Annotated in this window: 11 protein-coding genes; 3 read left to right on the forward strand and 8 right to left on the reverse strand. The window is 61.0% G+C overall.

The annotated features are described in order from the left end of the window. Positions 1 to 104: 104 nt before the first annotated feature. Positions 105 to 1,055 (forward strand): hypothetical protein, encoded by a 951-nt coding sequence (locus JAO29_RS13930; protein ID WP_334268838.1) that lies wholly within the window; start codon positions 105 to 107, stop codon positions 1,053 to 1,055. Between the two features lie 6 nt (positions 1,056 to 1,061). Here the strand turns inward: JAO29_RS13930 and JAO29_RS13935 are convergent, their stop codons facing one another. The 4 genes from JAO29_RS13935 to ileS form a co-directional block, all read right to left on the reverse strand. Next, complete coding sequence (locus JAO29_RS13935; protein ID WP_334268839.1) at positions 1,062 to 1,997, reverse strand: DUF5996 family protein; 936 nt, start codon at positions 1,995 to 1,997, stop codon at positions 1,062 to 1,064. Positions 1,998 to 2,057: 60 nt separating this feature from the next. Next, a complete protein-coding gene (locus JAO29_RS13940; RefSeq protein ID WP_334268840.1) occupies positions 2,058 to 3,113 on the reverse strand; it encodes a class I SAM-dependent methyltransferase in 1,056 nt (351 codons plus the stop codon). Between the two features lie 148 nt (positions 3,114 to 3,261). Then, positions 3,262 to 3,822 carry a signal peptidase II gene (lspA, locus tag JAO29_RS13945; protein ID WP_334268841.1) on the reverse strand — a complete coding sequence of 187 codons (561 nt, stop codon included), beginning with the start codon at positions 3,820 to 3,822 and terminating at the stop codon, positions 3,262 to 3,264. A 171-nt stretch (positions 3,823 to 3,993) separates the two neighbouring features. Next, positions 3,994 to 6,891, reverse strand: coding sequence for an isoleucine--tRNA ligase (ileS, locus tag JAO29_RS13950; protein ID WP_334268842.1), 2,898 nt, complete (start codon positions 6,889 to 6,891; stop codon positions 3,994 to 3,996). A gap of 354 nt (positions 6,892 to 7,245) precedes the next feature. On the opposite strand from ileS, the gene JAO29_RS13955 reads away from it, so the two are divergent. Then, positions 7,246 to 8,325 carry an energy transducer TonB gene (locus tag JAO29_RS13955; protein ID WP_334268843.1) on the forward strand — a complete coding sequence of 360 codons (1,080 nt, stop codon included), beginning with the start codon at positions 7,246 to 7,248 and terminating at the stop codon, positions 8,323 to 8,325. A gap of 70 nt (positions 8,326 to 8,395) precedes the next feature. Here the strand turns inward: JAO29_RS13955 and JAO29_RS13960 are convergent, their stop codons facing one another. From JAO29_RS13960 to JAO29_RS13970, 3 genes are all read right to left on the reverse strand, one after another. Beyond that, the gene (locus JAO29_RS13960) at positions 8,396 to 10,120 is read right to left on the reverse strand and encodes a methyl-accepting chemotaxis protein (protein ID WP_334268845.1); all 1,725 of its coding nucleotides are present in this window, start codon (positions 10,118 to 10,120) and stop codon (positions 8,396 to 8,398) included. Positions 10,121 to 10,188: 68 nt separating this feature from the next. Then, positions 10,189 to 10,515: an energy transducer TonB gene (locus JAO29_RS13965; protein WP_334268846.1), complete on the reverse strand. Its 327-nt coding sequence runs from the start codon at positions 10,513 to 10,515 to the stop codon at positions 10,189 to 10,191. A 55-nt stretch (positions 10,516 to 10,570) separates the two neighbouring features. Next, entirely contained in the window at positions 10,571 to 11,176 is a 606-nt protein-coding gene (locus tag JAO29_RS13970; protein ID WP_334268847.1) for a class IV adenylate cyclase, read from the reverse strand. A 51-nt stretch (positions 11,177 to 11,227) separates the two neighbouring features. Here JAO29_RS13970 and JAO29_RS13975 point away from each other — a divergent pair, with 51 nt between their 5' ends. Next, positions 11,228 to 12,271: an L-threonylcarbamoyladenylate synthase gene (locus JAO29_RS13975; protein WP_334268848.1), complete on the forward strand. Its 1,044-nt coding sequence runs from the start codon at positions 11,228 to 11,230 to the stop codon at positions 12,269 to 12,271. 116 nt (positions 12,272 to 12,387) lie between these two features. Here the strand turns inward: JAO29_RS13975 and JAO29_RS13980 are convergent, their stop codons facing one another. Beyond that, positions 12,388 to 13,563, reverse strand: coding sequence for a DNA polymerase III subunit (locus JAO29_RS13980; RefSeq protein ID WP_334268849.1), 1,176 nt, complete (start codon positions 13,561 to 13,563; stop codon positions 12,388 to 12,390). Positions 13,564 to 14,068 lie beyond the last annotated feature (505 nt).

Raw genomic sequence — 14,068 nt, forward strand, 5'->3', positions numbered from 1 at the left:
CATCGCAACGGAAGCGAGAATTGTGGTGCTTCCGAGAGTCGGCGTAATAATGATGCTGTCATGCGATCGGATTATTGCTGAACGCCTCAGAGAAAGGAACGCCTATGCTCTTTGTAACGTTTCACGGAGGCAAGCCGGATAAGCATCTGCTGCTGAATAACGTGCATGCATATGACAAGAACGGAAAGAGGATCACCTCTTCCGTACTGGACGAGACGAACGGCATAGAGCTTAATGAGTTGCGCGGCATCTGTCTGCGCAACGATCTGCTCTACGTTGTTGTGGCAAATAAAGGCCAGAACCGCGTGCTCTGCTACGAGGGCAAGGAGACGAAGTATAGCTTCGTGAGTACCTTTGTGTCGCAGGCGATCTGCCCGGCTCTCATCCATCCGTTCGATCTGACCTTCGACGATGCGGGCTTCTGTTACGTATCGAACCAGGACAGCAATACCGTCACGCGACTGAAGGTCGCAAAGGATGGACGCACAGGCACACCCGCCGAGATTGCCCCCGCGCTGGAAGGGCAAGGGAACTTTCTGACCGGGACGTTTGTGGCTTCGAGTGTAGGTTCACTGACGAATCCGGCAACGACTGCGATCGCTGCTCCCATGGGACTTGGTTACTCGGATGCTGGCTCGAAGAAGCACTCGGTCAGAGGAATTCTTTGGGTGAATGACGCTCTGTATGTAGTCGATCAGCCCTCGAGCAGAGTCAAGGTCTACAACAAAGATGGACGATACCTTGGTCAGAGCAACGAGATTGAATCGCCTGTGCATCTGGCTGTGCGGGGCGACTGCCTCTATGTGAGCGGCGCGAACGACGTATTGACCGCGAAGCTGAAAAAACCTGCGGGAGATTTTGAGCTGGCGCTGGCGCAAGGTCTGCAGATCAAGAATGGAAGCGGGATGGCGTTCACGGAAAAGGGCAAACTCTACCTGGCGAGCAGGACCGAGAACATTATTCGAAAGTACGATGCCGACTTCAAGCCGACGGCGTTCGACTGCGACCTGCCGGATAATCCGGAGTTTCTGCTCTATGTACGTGAAGGGGTGTAGAGCGGGTTAGGTCGACACGGTCCCGCTTCCCGCTGACTTTGGATCCGGGAAGTTCCGATCCAGGAGCTTCCGATCCCACTTCGCTGAGTCAGCGGCGGCCGAGTAGGCGTTTTCGAGGAATTTCAGCAGTGTGGTCTCCGGCGAGAGGTCGAGTCGCAGATCGTCGTATTTCAGGATGAATTCCCCCAGGTTCTTATCCCAGAACGCTGCGGGCGGTGCGATTGTCTTCTCCGACAGCCCATCGGGGACGGGGGCCGCATAGCAGTAGAAGGCCGCGTGGCCGTAGCCACCGTTGCCGGGCCAGAAGCCTGCGGAGATGACCTCGTGGGAGTATGCCTCTCGCTGGATGGAGTCGGCACCGGGACGGGGTGGCGCGGGGCGACCGGAGAAGCGGGTGACGGCGAAATCAAAGCTTCCCCAGAAGAAATGCGCAGGGCTGACCTTGCCCAAAAATCCCGGTGCCCAGGCGCGGAACACTTTTTCGGTCTGGGTGAGGACCTGCCAGAAGCGATGGACGTAGTCTGCGTCGTAAGACTTGTGCTGGGTGTCGAGGTCGAAGCGGATGGGATGTGGCAGCTCGACCGGCATTGGCCATATCTTTACGGAGATGCCCATTGCGTCGAGGCACTGGAGATATTTGCGATAGAACTCCGCGACGGATTGAGGCTTGAGTGCAAGGAACTCGTTTTTGCCTGAGCCCATGCGCAGGCGCAGCACGTGATCCCGAAAGTCGAACTCGATATCGAGAACATCGTCGTGGTACTCCATGGCCGAGGTTCCGAGACCGCGTGCCGTGACATAGAGAGGCACGTTCCACCAGTGGTTCTGCAGCGGAGTGAGGGCGAGGCGCGTCTTGCCGACGATCTGTGTCCACATGTGCAGCGTCTCGGCGGTGTCCGCCCAGGCGGACCAGGCCAGCTCAGGCCATGCAGGGTTGCTCATATCGCGCCTCGGGAGAATTCTAGCCGAGAGCATATCATCCCTCGGCGCCGCAGCTTCTGTTCAGGGGCGAGCTTCGTAGACGATGTTGAAGGGCGTTTCGGTAGCTCGCCGGAAGTGAGTGAAGCCGGCGGAGCTGACGATATCGCGCATACGGGCCTCTCCAGCCTGGGCTCCCAGGCAAAGTCCGACCTCTTGCGAGCGAGAGCAGGGTGTGCACAGCAGCGTCGAAAAAGAGTAGTACATCCGGCCGACGGGGTTGAGATTGTCCTTCAGATCGTCGTTCGCGAAGGGCTCGACGATCATCCAGGTCCCGTCTTTCTTGAGCGACTGCAGAATGTGGGTGGCCGCTCCGAGGGGATCGCCCATGTCATGGAGAGAATCGAAGACGGTGACGAGGTCGTAATCGCTACCGGGATACTCCTTGGCCTTGGCTACCTTGAAGTTGACGTTGTCGGAGAGCTCCTGCTTCTTCGCGGACTGTTCTGCACCCTTGATGGATTGAGCGTGATAGTCGAATCCGAAGAACTGGGAATTGGGGAAGGCTTCGGCCATAAGGAGAGTGGAGACGCCTTTGCCGCAGCCGACGTCGGCGACCTTCGCTCCTGACTCCAGCTTTTTCTGGATGCCGTCGAGCGAGGGAATCCAGGAGCTGAGGAGATTGGCGATATAACCGGAGCGGAAGAACTTCTCGCATCCGTGGAAGACGCCTTCGTCGTGTTCGTTCCACCCCATGCCTGCTCCCGTGCGGAACGCCTCGGTGATGCGGGGAACAGCAGCAAGGGAGCCGAGGGCCAGCTCGAAGGCTCCGGGGAGATAGGCCGGGCTGTCTTCGTCAGCCATGGTGAAGGCCTGTTCGTCATTGAGGCTGAACTGATTGTTTTTTTCGTCGTAGGTGATGTAGCCGCCTGCTGCCTGAGAGGCGAGCCACTCGCGGACGTAGCGCTCGTCGGTTCTGGTTTTGGCGGCGAGCTCCGCCGAGGTCATAGGGCCGGTCGCAAGTGCCTTGTAGAGGCCAAGCTTCTCTCCGATAACGACCATTCCTGCGTGTGCGGCTGCTCCGAGGTCCCCGACGAAGCGGCCGACAAATGCATTGAGCCTGTCCATATCCAACGCCATGGTCCGTCCCCTCCAGGAGGAAGGAAGACAGTTTAGATCGAAGGCCGAGAGGATGTCTGGCCAGCAACGACGGCGTGATCCGCTGGACGGAGCGGATGGAGCACTCAATCTCTCAGGGGTGTGGAGTTAGAGTCCGCCGATAAAAATTTCAGATCTCCGGTTGGGGGCGGATGATCTCGATCATCAGCAGACAGGCTCCGATGACGATGGCCGAGTCTGCGAAGTTGAAGTCCGGCCAGTGGTAGGGGCCGACGTGGACTCCGATGAAGTCAATCACGTAGTGATACATGACGCGATCGTAGAGATTACCCACGGCTCCGCCGAGGATGAGAGCAAGAGCGATGGAGGTCAGCGACAGGGTTGCGCAGGAGCGGAGCAACATGACTCCGACGATCAGCACGGCGGCGATGGAGAAGAGGATAAGCCCGCGCAGCACGAGATCGGGGGAGGCAGTATCGGCGAGAAAGCTGAAGGCGGCTCCGCTGTTGAGAACATGCGTAATGTTAAAGAGTCCCGGGATGACGGTGTGGACGTGACCTACGGGGAGCCGATGGCTGATGAACTTCTTGCTGACGTGGTCGGCGATGGCAACGAATGCCGCGAGTGCGAGCAGCAGCGGGAAGTAGCGCCGGCGCTGATCTTTGACTTTTTCGCGGCGCGGGGGCTGAGGGTCGAACTCGGTCGGCGGATACTCGTAGCGCTCGGACATCTCTTGCTTGCTCCATTCGCTTGCTGAACTTGCTGGCTCAGTAAAGCGTACCTCAGGGGGTGAAGCCCCTTTTCTTCTGCATCCTTGATCGGCACTGCTGAAGCCGTGGCCTAAGCAGAACGGTTATCTCGCGGAACGGCCGTTTGTAAAACGGCTGTCCAGGCTAAACGGCTACTTCTTATCGTCAGAGACTGCATAAGGAGGATACCCGATCGCGTCGAGCGCCTCTGCGCAACGCAGGCAGACGGTTGGATAGCGGGCATCGTCGCTGACATCGGTGGTGTAGTTCCAGCAGCGCTCGCACTTGACGCCTTCGGCGGCAGCAGTGATGACGCGGGTCTCGCCGTTCGGGTGCTCGATATGGCTGAGCGAGACCTGGGAGACGTTGAAGAGCTCCTTGAGGCTGGACTCGTACCGCTCAAGGAGGGAGAGTGTGCCTCCGCTGGTCTCAATGTGAATGCGGGCGTCGAGTCCCTTGCCGACGAGCTTGGCCTGGCGTGCGGATTCCAGCGAGAGAAGAACTTCGTCGCGAACAGCGAGCAGCTTCTCCCAGTCTTCTTCGATGGCCTTCACGCGGCCGGGAACTATCTCTGCGATATCGGGAAAGAGTGCGAGGTGAACGCTGCCTTCGCGACCTTCAACGTGGGGGAGCGACTGCCAGACCTCGTCTGCAGTAAAGCTGAGGATTGGAGCGACCAGACGGGTAAGGGTCTCGGCGATGCGCCACAGAGCGGTCTGGGCCGAACGACGCGCGGGATGGTTGGGAGCGAAGGTATAGAGCCGATCCTTGAGCACGTCGAGGTAGAGCGCGCTCAGGTCGGAGTTGATGTACTCGTTGAGCGCGTGATAGGCGCGGTGGAACTCGAAGTCGTCGTAGGCCACGCGAATCTTCGCGTCCAGCTCGGCGGTGCGGGCGAGGATGTACTGGTCTAAAGGCTCGAGCTTCGCAAAGTCGTGAACCGCGTTGGTGGAAGGATCGAAGTCGTGCAGGTTGCCGAGCAGGAACCGGAAGGTATTGCGCAATTTGCGGTAGTTGTCGCTGACGCGCTGCATCAGGCTTTCGCTGGCGGCAACGTCTTCGCGGAAGTCGACGGAGGCGACCCAGAGGCGGACGATCTCACCGCCGAGACGCTTGGCGATGTCTACAGGATCAACCCCATTCCCCAGGCTCTTTGAAAAGGCGCGGCCCTGCTCGTCCAGGGTCCAGCCAGAGGTGGCGACCATCTTGTACGGAGCCTTGCCGCGTACTGCGACCGAGGTGAGGATGGAGGAGTGGAACCAGCCGCGGTGCTGGTCGCCGCCCTCGGTGTAGAGATCGGCGGGCCAGTGCAGCTCCGGCTCGACGTCGAGCACGGCGTGCCAGCTGGCGCCGGACTCGAACCAGACGTCGAGGATGTCCATCTCCTTGCGGAACTCGGTGGCGCCGCAGGAGGCACAGGCGGTTCCGGCGGGAAGCAGTGAGGCGACATCGTGCGCGTACCAGGCGTCGGCGCCTTCGCGGCGGAAGAGCTCGACGATGCTCTTGTTGATCCCGGGCTCGTTCAGCGGCGTGTGGCACTTCTCGCACATGAAGACTGCGATGGGCACGCCCCAGATGCGCTGACGCGAGATGGTCCAGTCAGGCCGGGTGGCAATCATGTTGGAGATGCGCTCCTGCCCCCAGGATGGGTCCCAGACGACATTGGCGATCTCGTCGAGAGTGCGCTGACGGAAGGTGGTCGGAGAGCCGTCAGGCGCGATCATCGGCGTCTCCATGGAGATGAACCACTGCTCGGTGGCGCGGAAGATGACCGGGTTGTGGCAGCGCCAGCAGTGCGGGTAGGAGTGGTTGATCTCGCTCAGGCCCATGAGAGCGCCGCGCGCGCGGACCAGATCGATGATGACGGGATTCGCCTTGAAGATCTGCAGACCGTCGTACTCGGGCAGGCCGTTTCGGATGCGCCCGGCGTTGTCGACATCGCAGAGCTGCGAGAGCCCGTAGCGTGTTCCGGTGGCGAAGTCGTCGGCGCCGTGCGAGGGAGCGGTGTGGACGGCTCCGGTGCCCTGCTCGGTAGTGACGTAGTCGGCGTTGACGCCCAGGATCTCGCGGTCGAGGAAGGGGTGCTGGAAGCTGACGCGATCGAGCTGAGTCCCTTTGAAGCGCGCAATCTCTTCGGCCTCCGGGAGATTGCAGGCCTTCTTGGTTGCCTCGACGAGAGCTTCGGCGACGATGTAGACGTTCCCGTCGGTGTTTTTGAGGGCGACGTAATCGAGCTCTGGATTGAAGGCGACCGCGAGCGATGCCGGCAGCGTCCAGGGGGTGGTCGTCCAGATGATGGTGTAGACCGGAAGGCCGCTCAGTGCGGAGTTGACGGCCGCGGGGTCGCTGGTGAGCTTGTAGCGGACGTAGATCGAAGGCGAGGTGTGCATCTCGTACTCGATCTCGGCCTCGGCGAGGGCGGTCCGGTCGTGGATACACCAGTAGACCGGCTTGAGGCCCTTGTAGACGAATCCCTTCTCGAAGAAGTCGTAGAAGGTCTCGACTATGGAAGCCTCGTAGGGAAGCGACATCGTGAGGTAGGGGGTGGCCCAGCGGCCGAAGACGCCGATCCGCTCGAACTGCGACCGCTGCAGGTCGACGTACTTCTGGGCATACTCCCGGCAGGCCCTGCGGACGGCGAGGGGGTCCATCTCCAGCTTTTTGCGGCCCAGTTGCTCGTCGACCTTGATCTCGATAGGAAGACCGTGGCAGTCCCAGCCGGGAACATACGGGGAGTCGAAACCAGCCATTGTCTTGGTCTTGACGACAAAGTCCTTGATGCATTTGTTGAGAGCATGACCCAGGTGGATGGCCCCGTTGGCGTAAGGAGGCCCATCGTGCAGGATGTACTTGGGGGCGCCGGCGCGAGCAGCGCGAATCTGTGCGTATAAGTCCTGCTGCTGCCATGCGGCCAGGCGAATCGGCTCATTGACCGGAAGATTAGCCTTCATGGCGAAGGCGGTCTGGGGCAGGTTCAGAGTCGACTTCAGGGGCTTGGCCTGGAGTTCGGTCTGGGCAGTCTCGGGCTTGCTCGCGGTTACTTCCGGCATCGATTCCTTTGCTCGCTTTTCAAGAGGTACGGCAAACATCTATTGTATCCGGGCTGGATAGAGTCTGCCGTCGCCTGACGGACGCCACCGGCGCGGTTGGAGCGCATTGCAAAGATAATGACAAAAGGTTGTGAAGAAATGGACGAGACTATCCGGGGATGGAACGCGTCCAATGAGACGAGCGCAGCGAGGCGAATCTTTGTAGAATATTCTCGGAGCCAGTTGCCCTGCCTTCGCGGTACAAATGTGAGAAGCTGGCGCAAGACCGGCGAAGAGACGGGAGATGTCTGATTTCCCCAGGAAAACGATGGCGAGAAAGAAGATAGTCCGCTGTCGTCGAGGCAAAGCAGCTTAATGGCGAATACTTGGCTGAATTCAACGGAAGAGGAAACCAAGGATGCAGGTCCGATTCTGCATCCGGCGGCAGAGGCTCCGAAGCTGAACGAAGAGACGGAAGGCTCAATGTGGGCCTCGCTCATCGCGAATCTGCGCGACCTCTTCAACCCTGTAAAGCAGGCGCCGCTCCAGCTTGAATCACAACCGGTGGAGAGCGACCTCGTCATCGAGGAAGAAGGCATCTTCACGTCGTTGAAGAACAGCTTTCGCGACGTGTTCTTCCCGCAGAAGTTGCCACCGCTGGTTCTTGAATCGAAGCCGATTCCGGTCCAGGACCTGCTGAGGGGCAAACAGGACCCCAAGGCGACCGGAAGCGCGATCGCCATCTATGTTCTTCTGTTTCTTCTCTTCGCCTGGCTGTTGCACAAGAAGGTTCCGTTCGCGGCTCCTGTGAAGCAGCCTGAGTTGACCAGCGTGACCATTCCGCCGCTGGCCCCCATGAAAGCGCAGGCGATGGGCGGCGGCGGTGGACAGCGCGGGCCGACCCCGGTGACCAAGGGAACTCCCCCCAAGTTTGCGGATACGCAGATTGTTCCCCCCAAGGCTCCTCCGCTGCAGGAACCGAAGATCAAGATCGAGCCGACGGTCGAGGTCCAGAAGGACGTCCATATGGCCACGAGCATCCCGCAGATCGGCGTCGCGAATTCGCCGCTGGTGGGAATGTCGATGGGTAACGGTTCAGGAACCGGACTGGGCTCAGGCAATGGCTCCGGTATCGGACCGGGCTCGGGAGGAAATACCGGTGGAGGACCCAGGCGCATCGGCGGCGGCGTCTCTGCGCCCCAGCTGATCTACTCGGTCGAGCCGGAGTTCTCGGAAGAGGCACGGAAGGCAAAGGTTGCCGGAAACGTTCTCGTGAACCTCTGGGTCGATACCAACGGCAATCCCAGCCACGTACGGGTGATCCGCGGAGTCGGCATGGGGCTCGACGAAAAGGCGGTGGAAGCGGTGAAGCAGTATCGCTTCAAGCCCGCGATGGAGAACGGCAGGCCGGTGCTGGTGGAGTTGAACGTTGAGGTCAACTTCCAGATCTTCTAAGTCGTTCCATCTCAGAAAAACAGAAGGGCCTGCCGCGATGGCAGGCCCTTTCGTTTTCATGTCCCGGGGCCTAGGCGGCCTGGGCGGCCTGGGCGGCGTGCTTGGTCTGCGGTGCAAGTGTGCCTGTGGACCGCGTCATCTTGATGGTGTTGGATTCCAGGCGGAAGCGATCCACCTGTTCCTCCAGCATGACGGCGGTAGTGCGCAGCGACTCGATCCCTGAGGCGGTGGTTGCCATACCTGCGAGGTTCTCGTTGCTGAGCGAGTGAATGGAGTCGAGGCTGGCCGAGGACTGGTCAGCGGCGGCGGCCTGTTGCGAGGCGGCGATGGCGATCTGCGTGATCATCTTGTCGACGCGTTCTGCCATTCCTATGATTCGCTCGAGTGCCTCTCCGGCCTGATTGGTCGTGACGACGCCCTGCTGCACGGTCCCGGTTCCACTCTCCATGCTGGAGATGGCGACGCGGGTGCGGTCCTGGATCTCCTGAATCATGGTAGCGATCTCGCCGGTGGCCTGTGCTGTGGACTCGGCCAGGCGGCGAACCTCTCCGGCGACGACAGCGAATCCACGACCGTGATCTCCCGCACGCGCAGCCTCGATGGCAGCGTTGAGTGCGAGCAGGTTGGTCTTGCGGGCGATCTCGTCGATCGTGGTGACGATCTGGGAGATGCGCTTGGAGTCTTCCCCGAGCAGACCGACCGTGGAGGAGGTCTCACTTACCGCCGAGGCGATGGAGTGCATGGACCCGAGAACCTGCTTGACGATGTCGCCACCGTCGCGCGCGGTCTGGGCGGCACTGCGCGCCGTCTCTGCTGCTGACTGGGTGTGACGTGAGACCTCTGCGATGGAAGCCGACATCTCCTGCATCGCGGTGGCTGCCTGCTGCGTCTGTTGGCTCTGCTGATCGATGCGGCGATGGATCTGGTCGGAGGCAGAACGCATGGAGACGGCGCTGCCGGTGAGCGAACCCGCAGTCTGCACGACCGTGCCGATGATGGAGCTGAGATTCGACTGCATCTTCTGCATGGCGCGTGCGAGTGTTCCAATCTGGTCGCTGCCGTAGAGATGATTGAGCTCTTCTCCGGTCAGGTCGCCTTCGGCGATCGCGTCGGCACGCTCGGCCACGAGATCGATGGACCGTGTGATACGGCGCGAGAGCATGAAGGAGATGCAGCCGCCTACAAGAGCGCCGAGGATGGTTGCAATCCAGAGAGTCCACAGGGTGGCGCTGTTCGCGTGCTGCAACTGCGCGATCTCAAGATCGGCCTGGGTCATCTGCGAGTCGCCGAGGTCGCCGGTCATCGCGAAGAGAGATTTCTCGAGCGGAAGAACCTGGTTCTGGAAGATGTCATAGGCCTGGGCAGTCCCCTGCGAGGTCTTGGATTCGTTGAGCTGTTCCACCTTCTCTTCAAAGCCCTTCAGCGAGGTGAGTCCCGATGCGAGCTCATGAATGCGAGTCGTGTCATAGCCAAGATTATTGTTGGTGTCGGCATACCGCTGCAGCTTCGTCATCGACTCATCCGCCTGCGAAAGATACTGCTGGCGAGCGTGACGGAAGGTGGCGGAAGAGGTGGGATCGATGCCGAAGAGCATGTAGGACTCCAGCGCGTGAATGCTGTAGATCATCTGCAGGCGAAGATCGCGCGTGGCGGCGTTGATGGGGATGTGCTGGGTTGTGGCGCTTGCGGCCAGGCGGTTCGCCTCCTGGATGCGCATGGTTGCCGTAAAGGCGCTGAGGAGCATCGCAAAGATCAGAGCGCCTGTCGCGAGGCCGAGTTTCTGTTCAAGTTTCATGAGCCTTCCCGTCCGAGAGAGGTGAGTACAGTTTTGAGGTTTAGCCGTTGGTCGCAGGCAGAGGAGATCTATTGGTTCGCAAAGCTGACATCGACAGTCATGCTGGTCGTCTCCGAGGCCGGTTCGAAGCGCCAGCGGCGAACAGCATCCTGTGCAGCGTTGCCGAGGAGCGCATGACCGGACTCGATCTTGGCGTCAGAGACGGAGCCATCGGGAGCGACCGTCAACAGGACCACAACGATTCCGCTGACATGCATGCGCTTTGCGAGTTCCGGATAAACAGGCGCTACCTTGCTGACGATGGCGCGATGCGTACCGGCCAGGGCCATAGTGGAACAGGCCGTAAGAACGGCGATCAGGAAGAGGGATGAGAGAGAACGGCGAGAGAGTGCCACGATTTGCCTCCGAAGTAGATTTCAGAGGATGTATCGGCAGAATGACGCCTTGTCTTTAGGAAGTGGCCAGTGCGGGAGCAGCAACCTCCGCAAAGGTGAGGTTCTCTGCCGGGCTGCCGGTGCTCTTTTTCCATTTGAGGAAGAGAGTGCCGTAGCTATCGGTGATGCAGGTAGCCGGATCGATTTCGAGCAGCAACAGCGTGCGATCGATCCACTCCGGTGGGCCTTCGAGCTCGGCATAGGTCCCGATAGGAGTCTCATCGACGACGACATGCGCTGTAGGCACCTCGGCGCTGGCCCATTCGGTGCGGTACTTCTCGTAAATGAACGCTGGAAGATAACCGAGGTGTTTGAAGATCGAAGCTAGTGCCGCTCCGTCAGCGACGGTCGTCTCCGTCTCGATGCGCACCTTGTAGCGGGAGGAGCTGGGTGCGCTCTTGGGATCGGCGAGACCTTTGTGGGTCACGGTGTACGTGTCGCCATACTGCCGGATGCGAAGAATCTCTGTGCGAGAGCGGAGTTCGCGGGACGGCGTATCGTACAGCGTGTTGTGTTCGAAGGTGCGCGGTGTCTGAGTATAAAAGCCCAGATCGCGGAGACGTGACTGGAAGGCCTGTGGATCCGAGACGGGGAGCTTGAGTTCGATCTCAGCATTCGCCATGGGGTGAGTATACGGCGGTACGAGGCGTAGATGTGGCGATAGCATGGAGATATGTCCGGTGGAAAAACAGAGATTCTGACAGGAGAGCAGGGGGTTGGGCGCGCGGCAGCGCTTCTGTGCGAGGGAGCGACGGTGGCATTCCCGACCGAGACCGTCTATGGGCTTGGCGCGAATGCCCTTGATGCGGCAGCTGTTGCAAAGATCTTTGCGGCGAAGGAGAGGCCCGGGTGGGACCCGGTGATCGCGCATGTGAGCGATCGCGAGATGGTGGACAGGATTGCGGAGGTTCCGCCTGAGGTCGAGAGGCTGATGGAGTTTTTCTGGCCGGGGCCGCTGACCCTGCTGCTTCCAAGGACGGCAGCGGTTCCGGACGCAGTGACGGCGGGGAGGCCGCTGGTCGGAGTAAGGATTCCGGCGCATCCGCTGGCGCTCGAGCTGATCCGGCGGGCCGGGGTTCCGATTGCGGCTCCGAGTGCGAACCGCTTTGGCAGGACGAGCCCGACGACCGCGGCCCATGTTCTGGGAGATCTGGAAGGGCGCATCGACGCTGTTCTGGACGGCGGCCCGACGAGCGTGGGCGTGGAGTCGACCGTTCTCGGGCCGGCGGAGAGCGGATCGGGCTGGATGATCTATCGGCCGGGAGGAGTCTCGCGGGAGGATCTGGAGAGGGTGCTTGGATCCGGAAGCGTGGAGATCTTTCGCCCGGCGAGGATAGAAGGGACGCCGGAGAGTCTGCCGTCGCCGGGAGTCGGGATTCGGCACTATGCTCCGCGGGCGCGGCTGCTGCTGGTCGATGTCTCCGGCAAAAGACCAGTTGTGATCGAGCAGCGCCTGGTCGAGACGATCGACCGGCTGGCGGATTCGAAAGATGAGATTGGCGTGATGCTGCCGGACGGCTGGGACGGCTCGTACGCGCCGCTGGTCTATCGCTGGGGACCGTGGGGCAATGGAGAGGTGCTGGCGCGGCGGTTGTTTGCCGGGCTGCGCGAGCTCGACCATGCGAACGCGACGGTGATCGTCTGCCCGGTCCCGGAGATGGATGGGATCGGCGAGGCGATTCGCGATCGTTTGAGGAAGGCCGCGCGGGAGAAGTAAGGCGAAACGCAGATCCTTCAACTTGCCCCTGCGGGGCTTCGTTCAGGATGACACGGTTTACTGCGGCCTCCGGGCTTCGCTCAGGATGACACCTCCAGTGCGGGTGAGATTTCGTGTCAACGATTCGAAGTGGCTAGTGCTCCAGCGAAGGAGTCGAGCGAGAGGGAGCGCAGAAGGTTGCGGCGCATGCCGGTCCAGACCTGATCGAGCGAGCGTGATGCCTGCTCGATCCACTGGAAGGAGACGGTCTGGGCGATGCGTTCGAGCTCGGATCGAAGGTCGGTGTTGCGCAGCAGCTCCGGGGTTCCGGCCTGAATCAGGAGAATGTCTTCGAGCAGCAGCGAGAAGGTGCGGAGGAGCTCCGAGGTCTTCTGCTGGCCTTCGGCTCCGGCGCGGTAGGTCTCGGTCATCTTGAAGAGCACGGTGTGGTCAGGCTCATGCGTGGCCTGGCGCAGCAGAAGCATGGCGTCGGCGCGCGCCGCAGTGTAGGCGGCGAGATCGAAGCCGAGGGCGCGGCCCGCAGCTCCCTGGGCGAGCCGGGCGATGAGGGTGCGCTGTTTGGGGGGAACGTCGGGGCGACGATCGCGGAGCATCATCTCGATCTCTTCGACCGGAAGGGCGCCGAGCCGGACGGTGGCCGCGCGGGATCGGATGGTGGGCAGAAGCTCGCCGGGATTCTCCGACAGCAGGATGATGTGGACGGTCGCCGGCGGCTCCTCGAGAACCTTGAGGAGGGAGTTGGCGGCCTCCTTCATGAAGCTGGAGGCCGTGATGATGAAGACCTTGCGGGGAGCCTCGGCGGGGAGGTAATGGGCGCTCTGGATGATGGAGCGGACCTGACCGAGCTTGACGAGCAGCTGGGGAGGATCGGGCGGGATGATGAGGACGTCGGGGTGCGGCTGGATGAGGACGCGGGTCTCTTTTTTGTCGGTCTCGCGCAGATCCTCACGGGCGGCGATGGCCTTGTCGATCTCCTCATCGAGGGGAAATGCGGTGGCGATGCGGGTGCAGTTGCGGCAGACTCCGCAGAAGCTGGCGAGGGACTGCCCGGTGGACCCGAGGGCTGGATTGTAGGAGTGAAGCTCGCGGGGCTGACGTTCGCACTCGAGCGCCATGGTGAGCATGAGGGCGAGGGTGTATTTACCTGCGCCTGCGGGGCCGGAGAGGATGAGGGAGTGAGGGAAGCGACCGGCGGCGATGGCGGTCCGAAGATGCTCGACGGCGGCAGTGTTGCCGAGAAAGGCGCTGAAGTCCGCTGGACGCGTGAGCTCGATCTCCTGTTTTTCCGCCATACCCCTCCCCCTACCAAAAGTGTGCAAAATCTTGGAACGATGATACTTAGGTCCGGACCTCGTGTGATTTGGCGCTGAGACCTCACGCCATCGATCCACTGTTTCTATCTTAGGCTACGGAAGTGAACTCGTCGGCAGATCGGCGTGAATTGTAGTGGGCCCGGAAGTGTTGGGAACAGGGAGGTTGGCGGAGATTTCTGCGCGCATGGAAGGGGCGGAGGGGTTGACAGCATTTCAGGGATCCCCAGCGGCTGAATCCGCTTCGTTGCGGCGGAGGGTTCGGAACGGCTCGTGCCGTGCTCTTAGGCAAGGCGGTCCGATTGGGTGTTGAAGCGGAGGGCAGCAGAGAGGGTGGACCGCAGATCCTTCGACTTCGCCCTTCGGGCTTCGCTCAGGATGACATGCTCGAATGCTGGTTGGTTGTTGTGGTGCTGGTGACAGGAGTAACGCCGAACTATGACACGTTTGGGGAATAACGTTAATGGCGACGACCGATCAGAATTGA

It is taken from the genome of Edaphobacter sp. HDX4, assembly GCF_036877565.1.
Classification (GTDB): Bacteria; Acidobacteriota; Terriglobia; order Terriglobales; family Acidobacteriaceae; genus Edaphobacter.

What these genes read in the sequence shown, in the direction of transcription:
- JAO29_RS13930 (WP_334268838.1), top strand. Translation starts at nt 105, where the DNA reads ATGCTCTTTGTAACGTTTCACGGAGGCAAGCCGGATAAGCATCTGCTG.
- JAO29_RS13970 (WP_334268847.1), bottom strand. Translation starts at nt 11,176, where the DNA reads ATGGCGAATGCTGAGATCGAACTCAAGCTCCCCGTCTCGGATCCACAG.
- JAO29_RS13960 (WP_334268845.1), bottom strand. Translation starts at nt 10,120, where the DNA reads ATGAAACTTGAACAGAAACTCGGCCTCGCGACAGGCGCTCTGATCTTT.
- ileS (WP_334268842.1), bottom strand. Translation starts at nt 6,891, where the DNA reads ATGCCGGAAGTAACCGCGAGCAAGCCCGAGACTGCCCAGACCGAACTC.
- JAO29_RS13935 (WP_334268839.1), bottom strand. Translation starts at nt 1,997, where the DNA reads ATGAGCAACCCTGCATGGCCTGAGCTGGCCTGGTCCGCCTGGGCGGAC.
- JAO29_RS13975 (WP_334268848.1), top strand. Translation starts at nt 11,228, where the DNA reads ATGTCCGGTGGAAAAACAGAGATTCTGACAGGAGAGCAGGGGGTTGGG.
- lspA (WP_334268841.1), bottom strand. Translation starts at nt 3,822, where the DNA reads ATGTCCGAGCGCTACGAGTATCCGCCGACCGAGTTCGACCCTCAGCCC.
- JAO29_RS13940 (WP_334268840.1), bottom strand. Translation starts at nt 3,113, where the DNA reads ATGGCGTTGGATATGGACAGGCTCAATGCATTTGTCGGCCGCTTCGTC.
- JAO29_RS13980 (WP_334268849.1), bottom strand. Translation starts at nt 13,563, where the DNA reads ATGGCGGAAAAACAGGAGATCGAGCTCACGCGTCCAGCGGACTTCAGC.
- JAO29_RS13955 (WP_334268843.1), top strand. Translation starts at nt 7,246, where the DNA reads ATGGCGAATACTTGGCTGAATTCAACGGAAGAGGAAACCAAGGATGCA.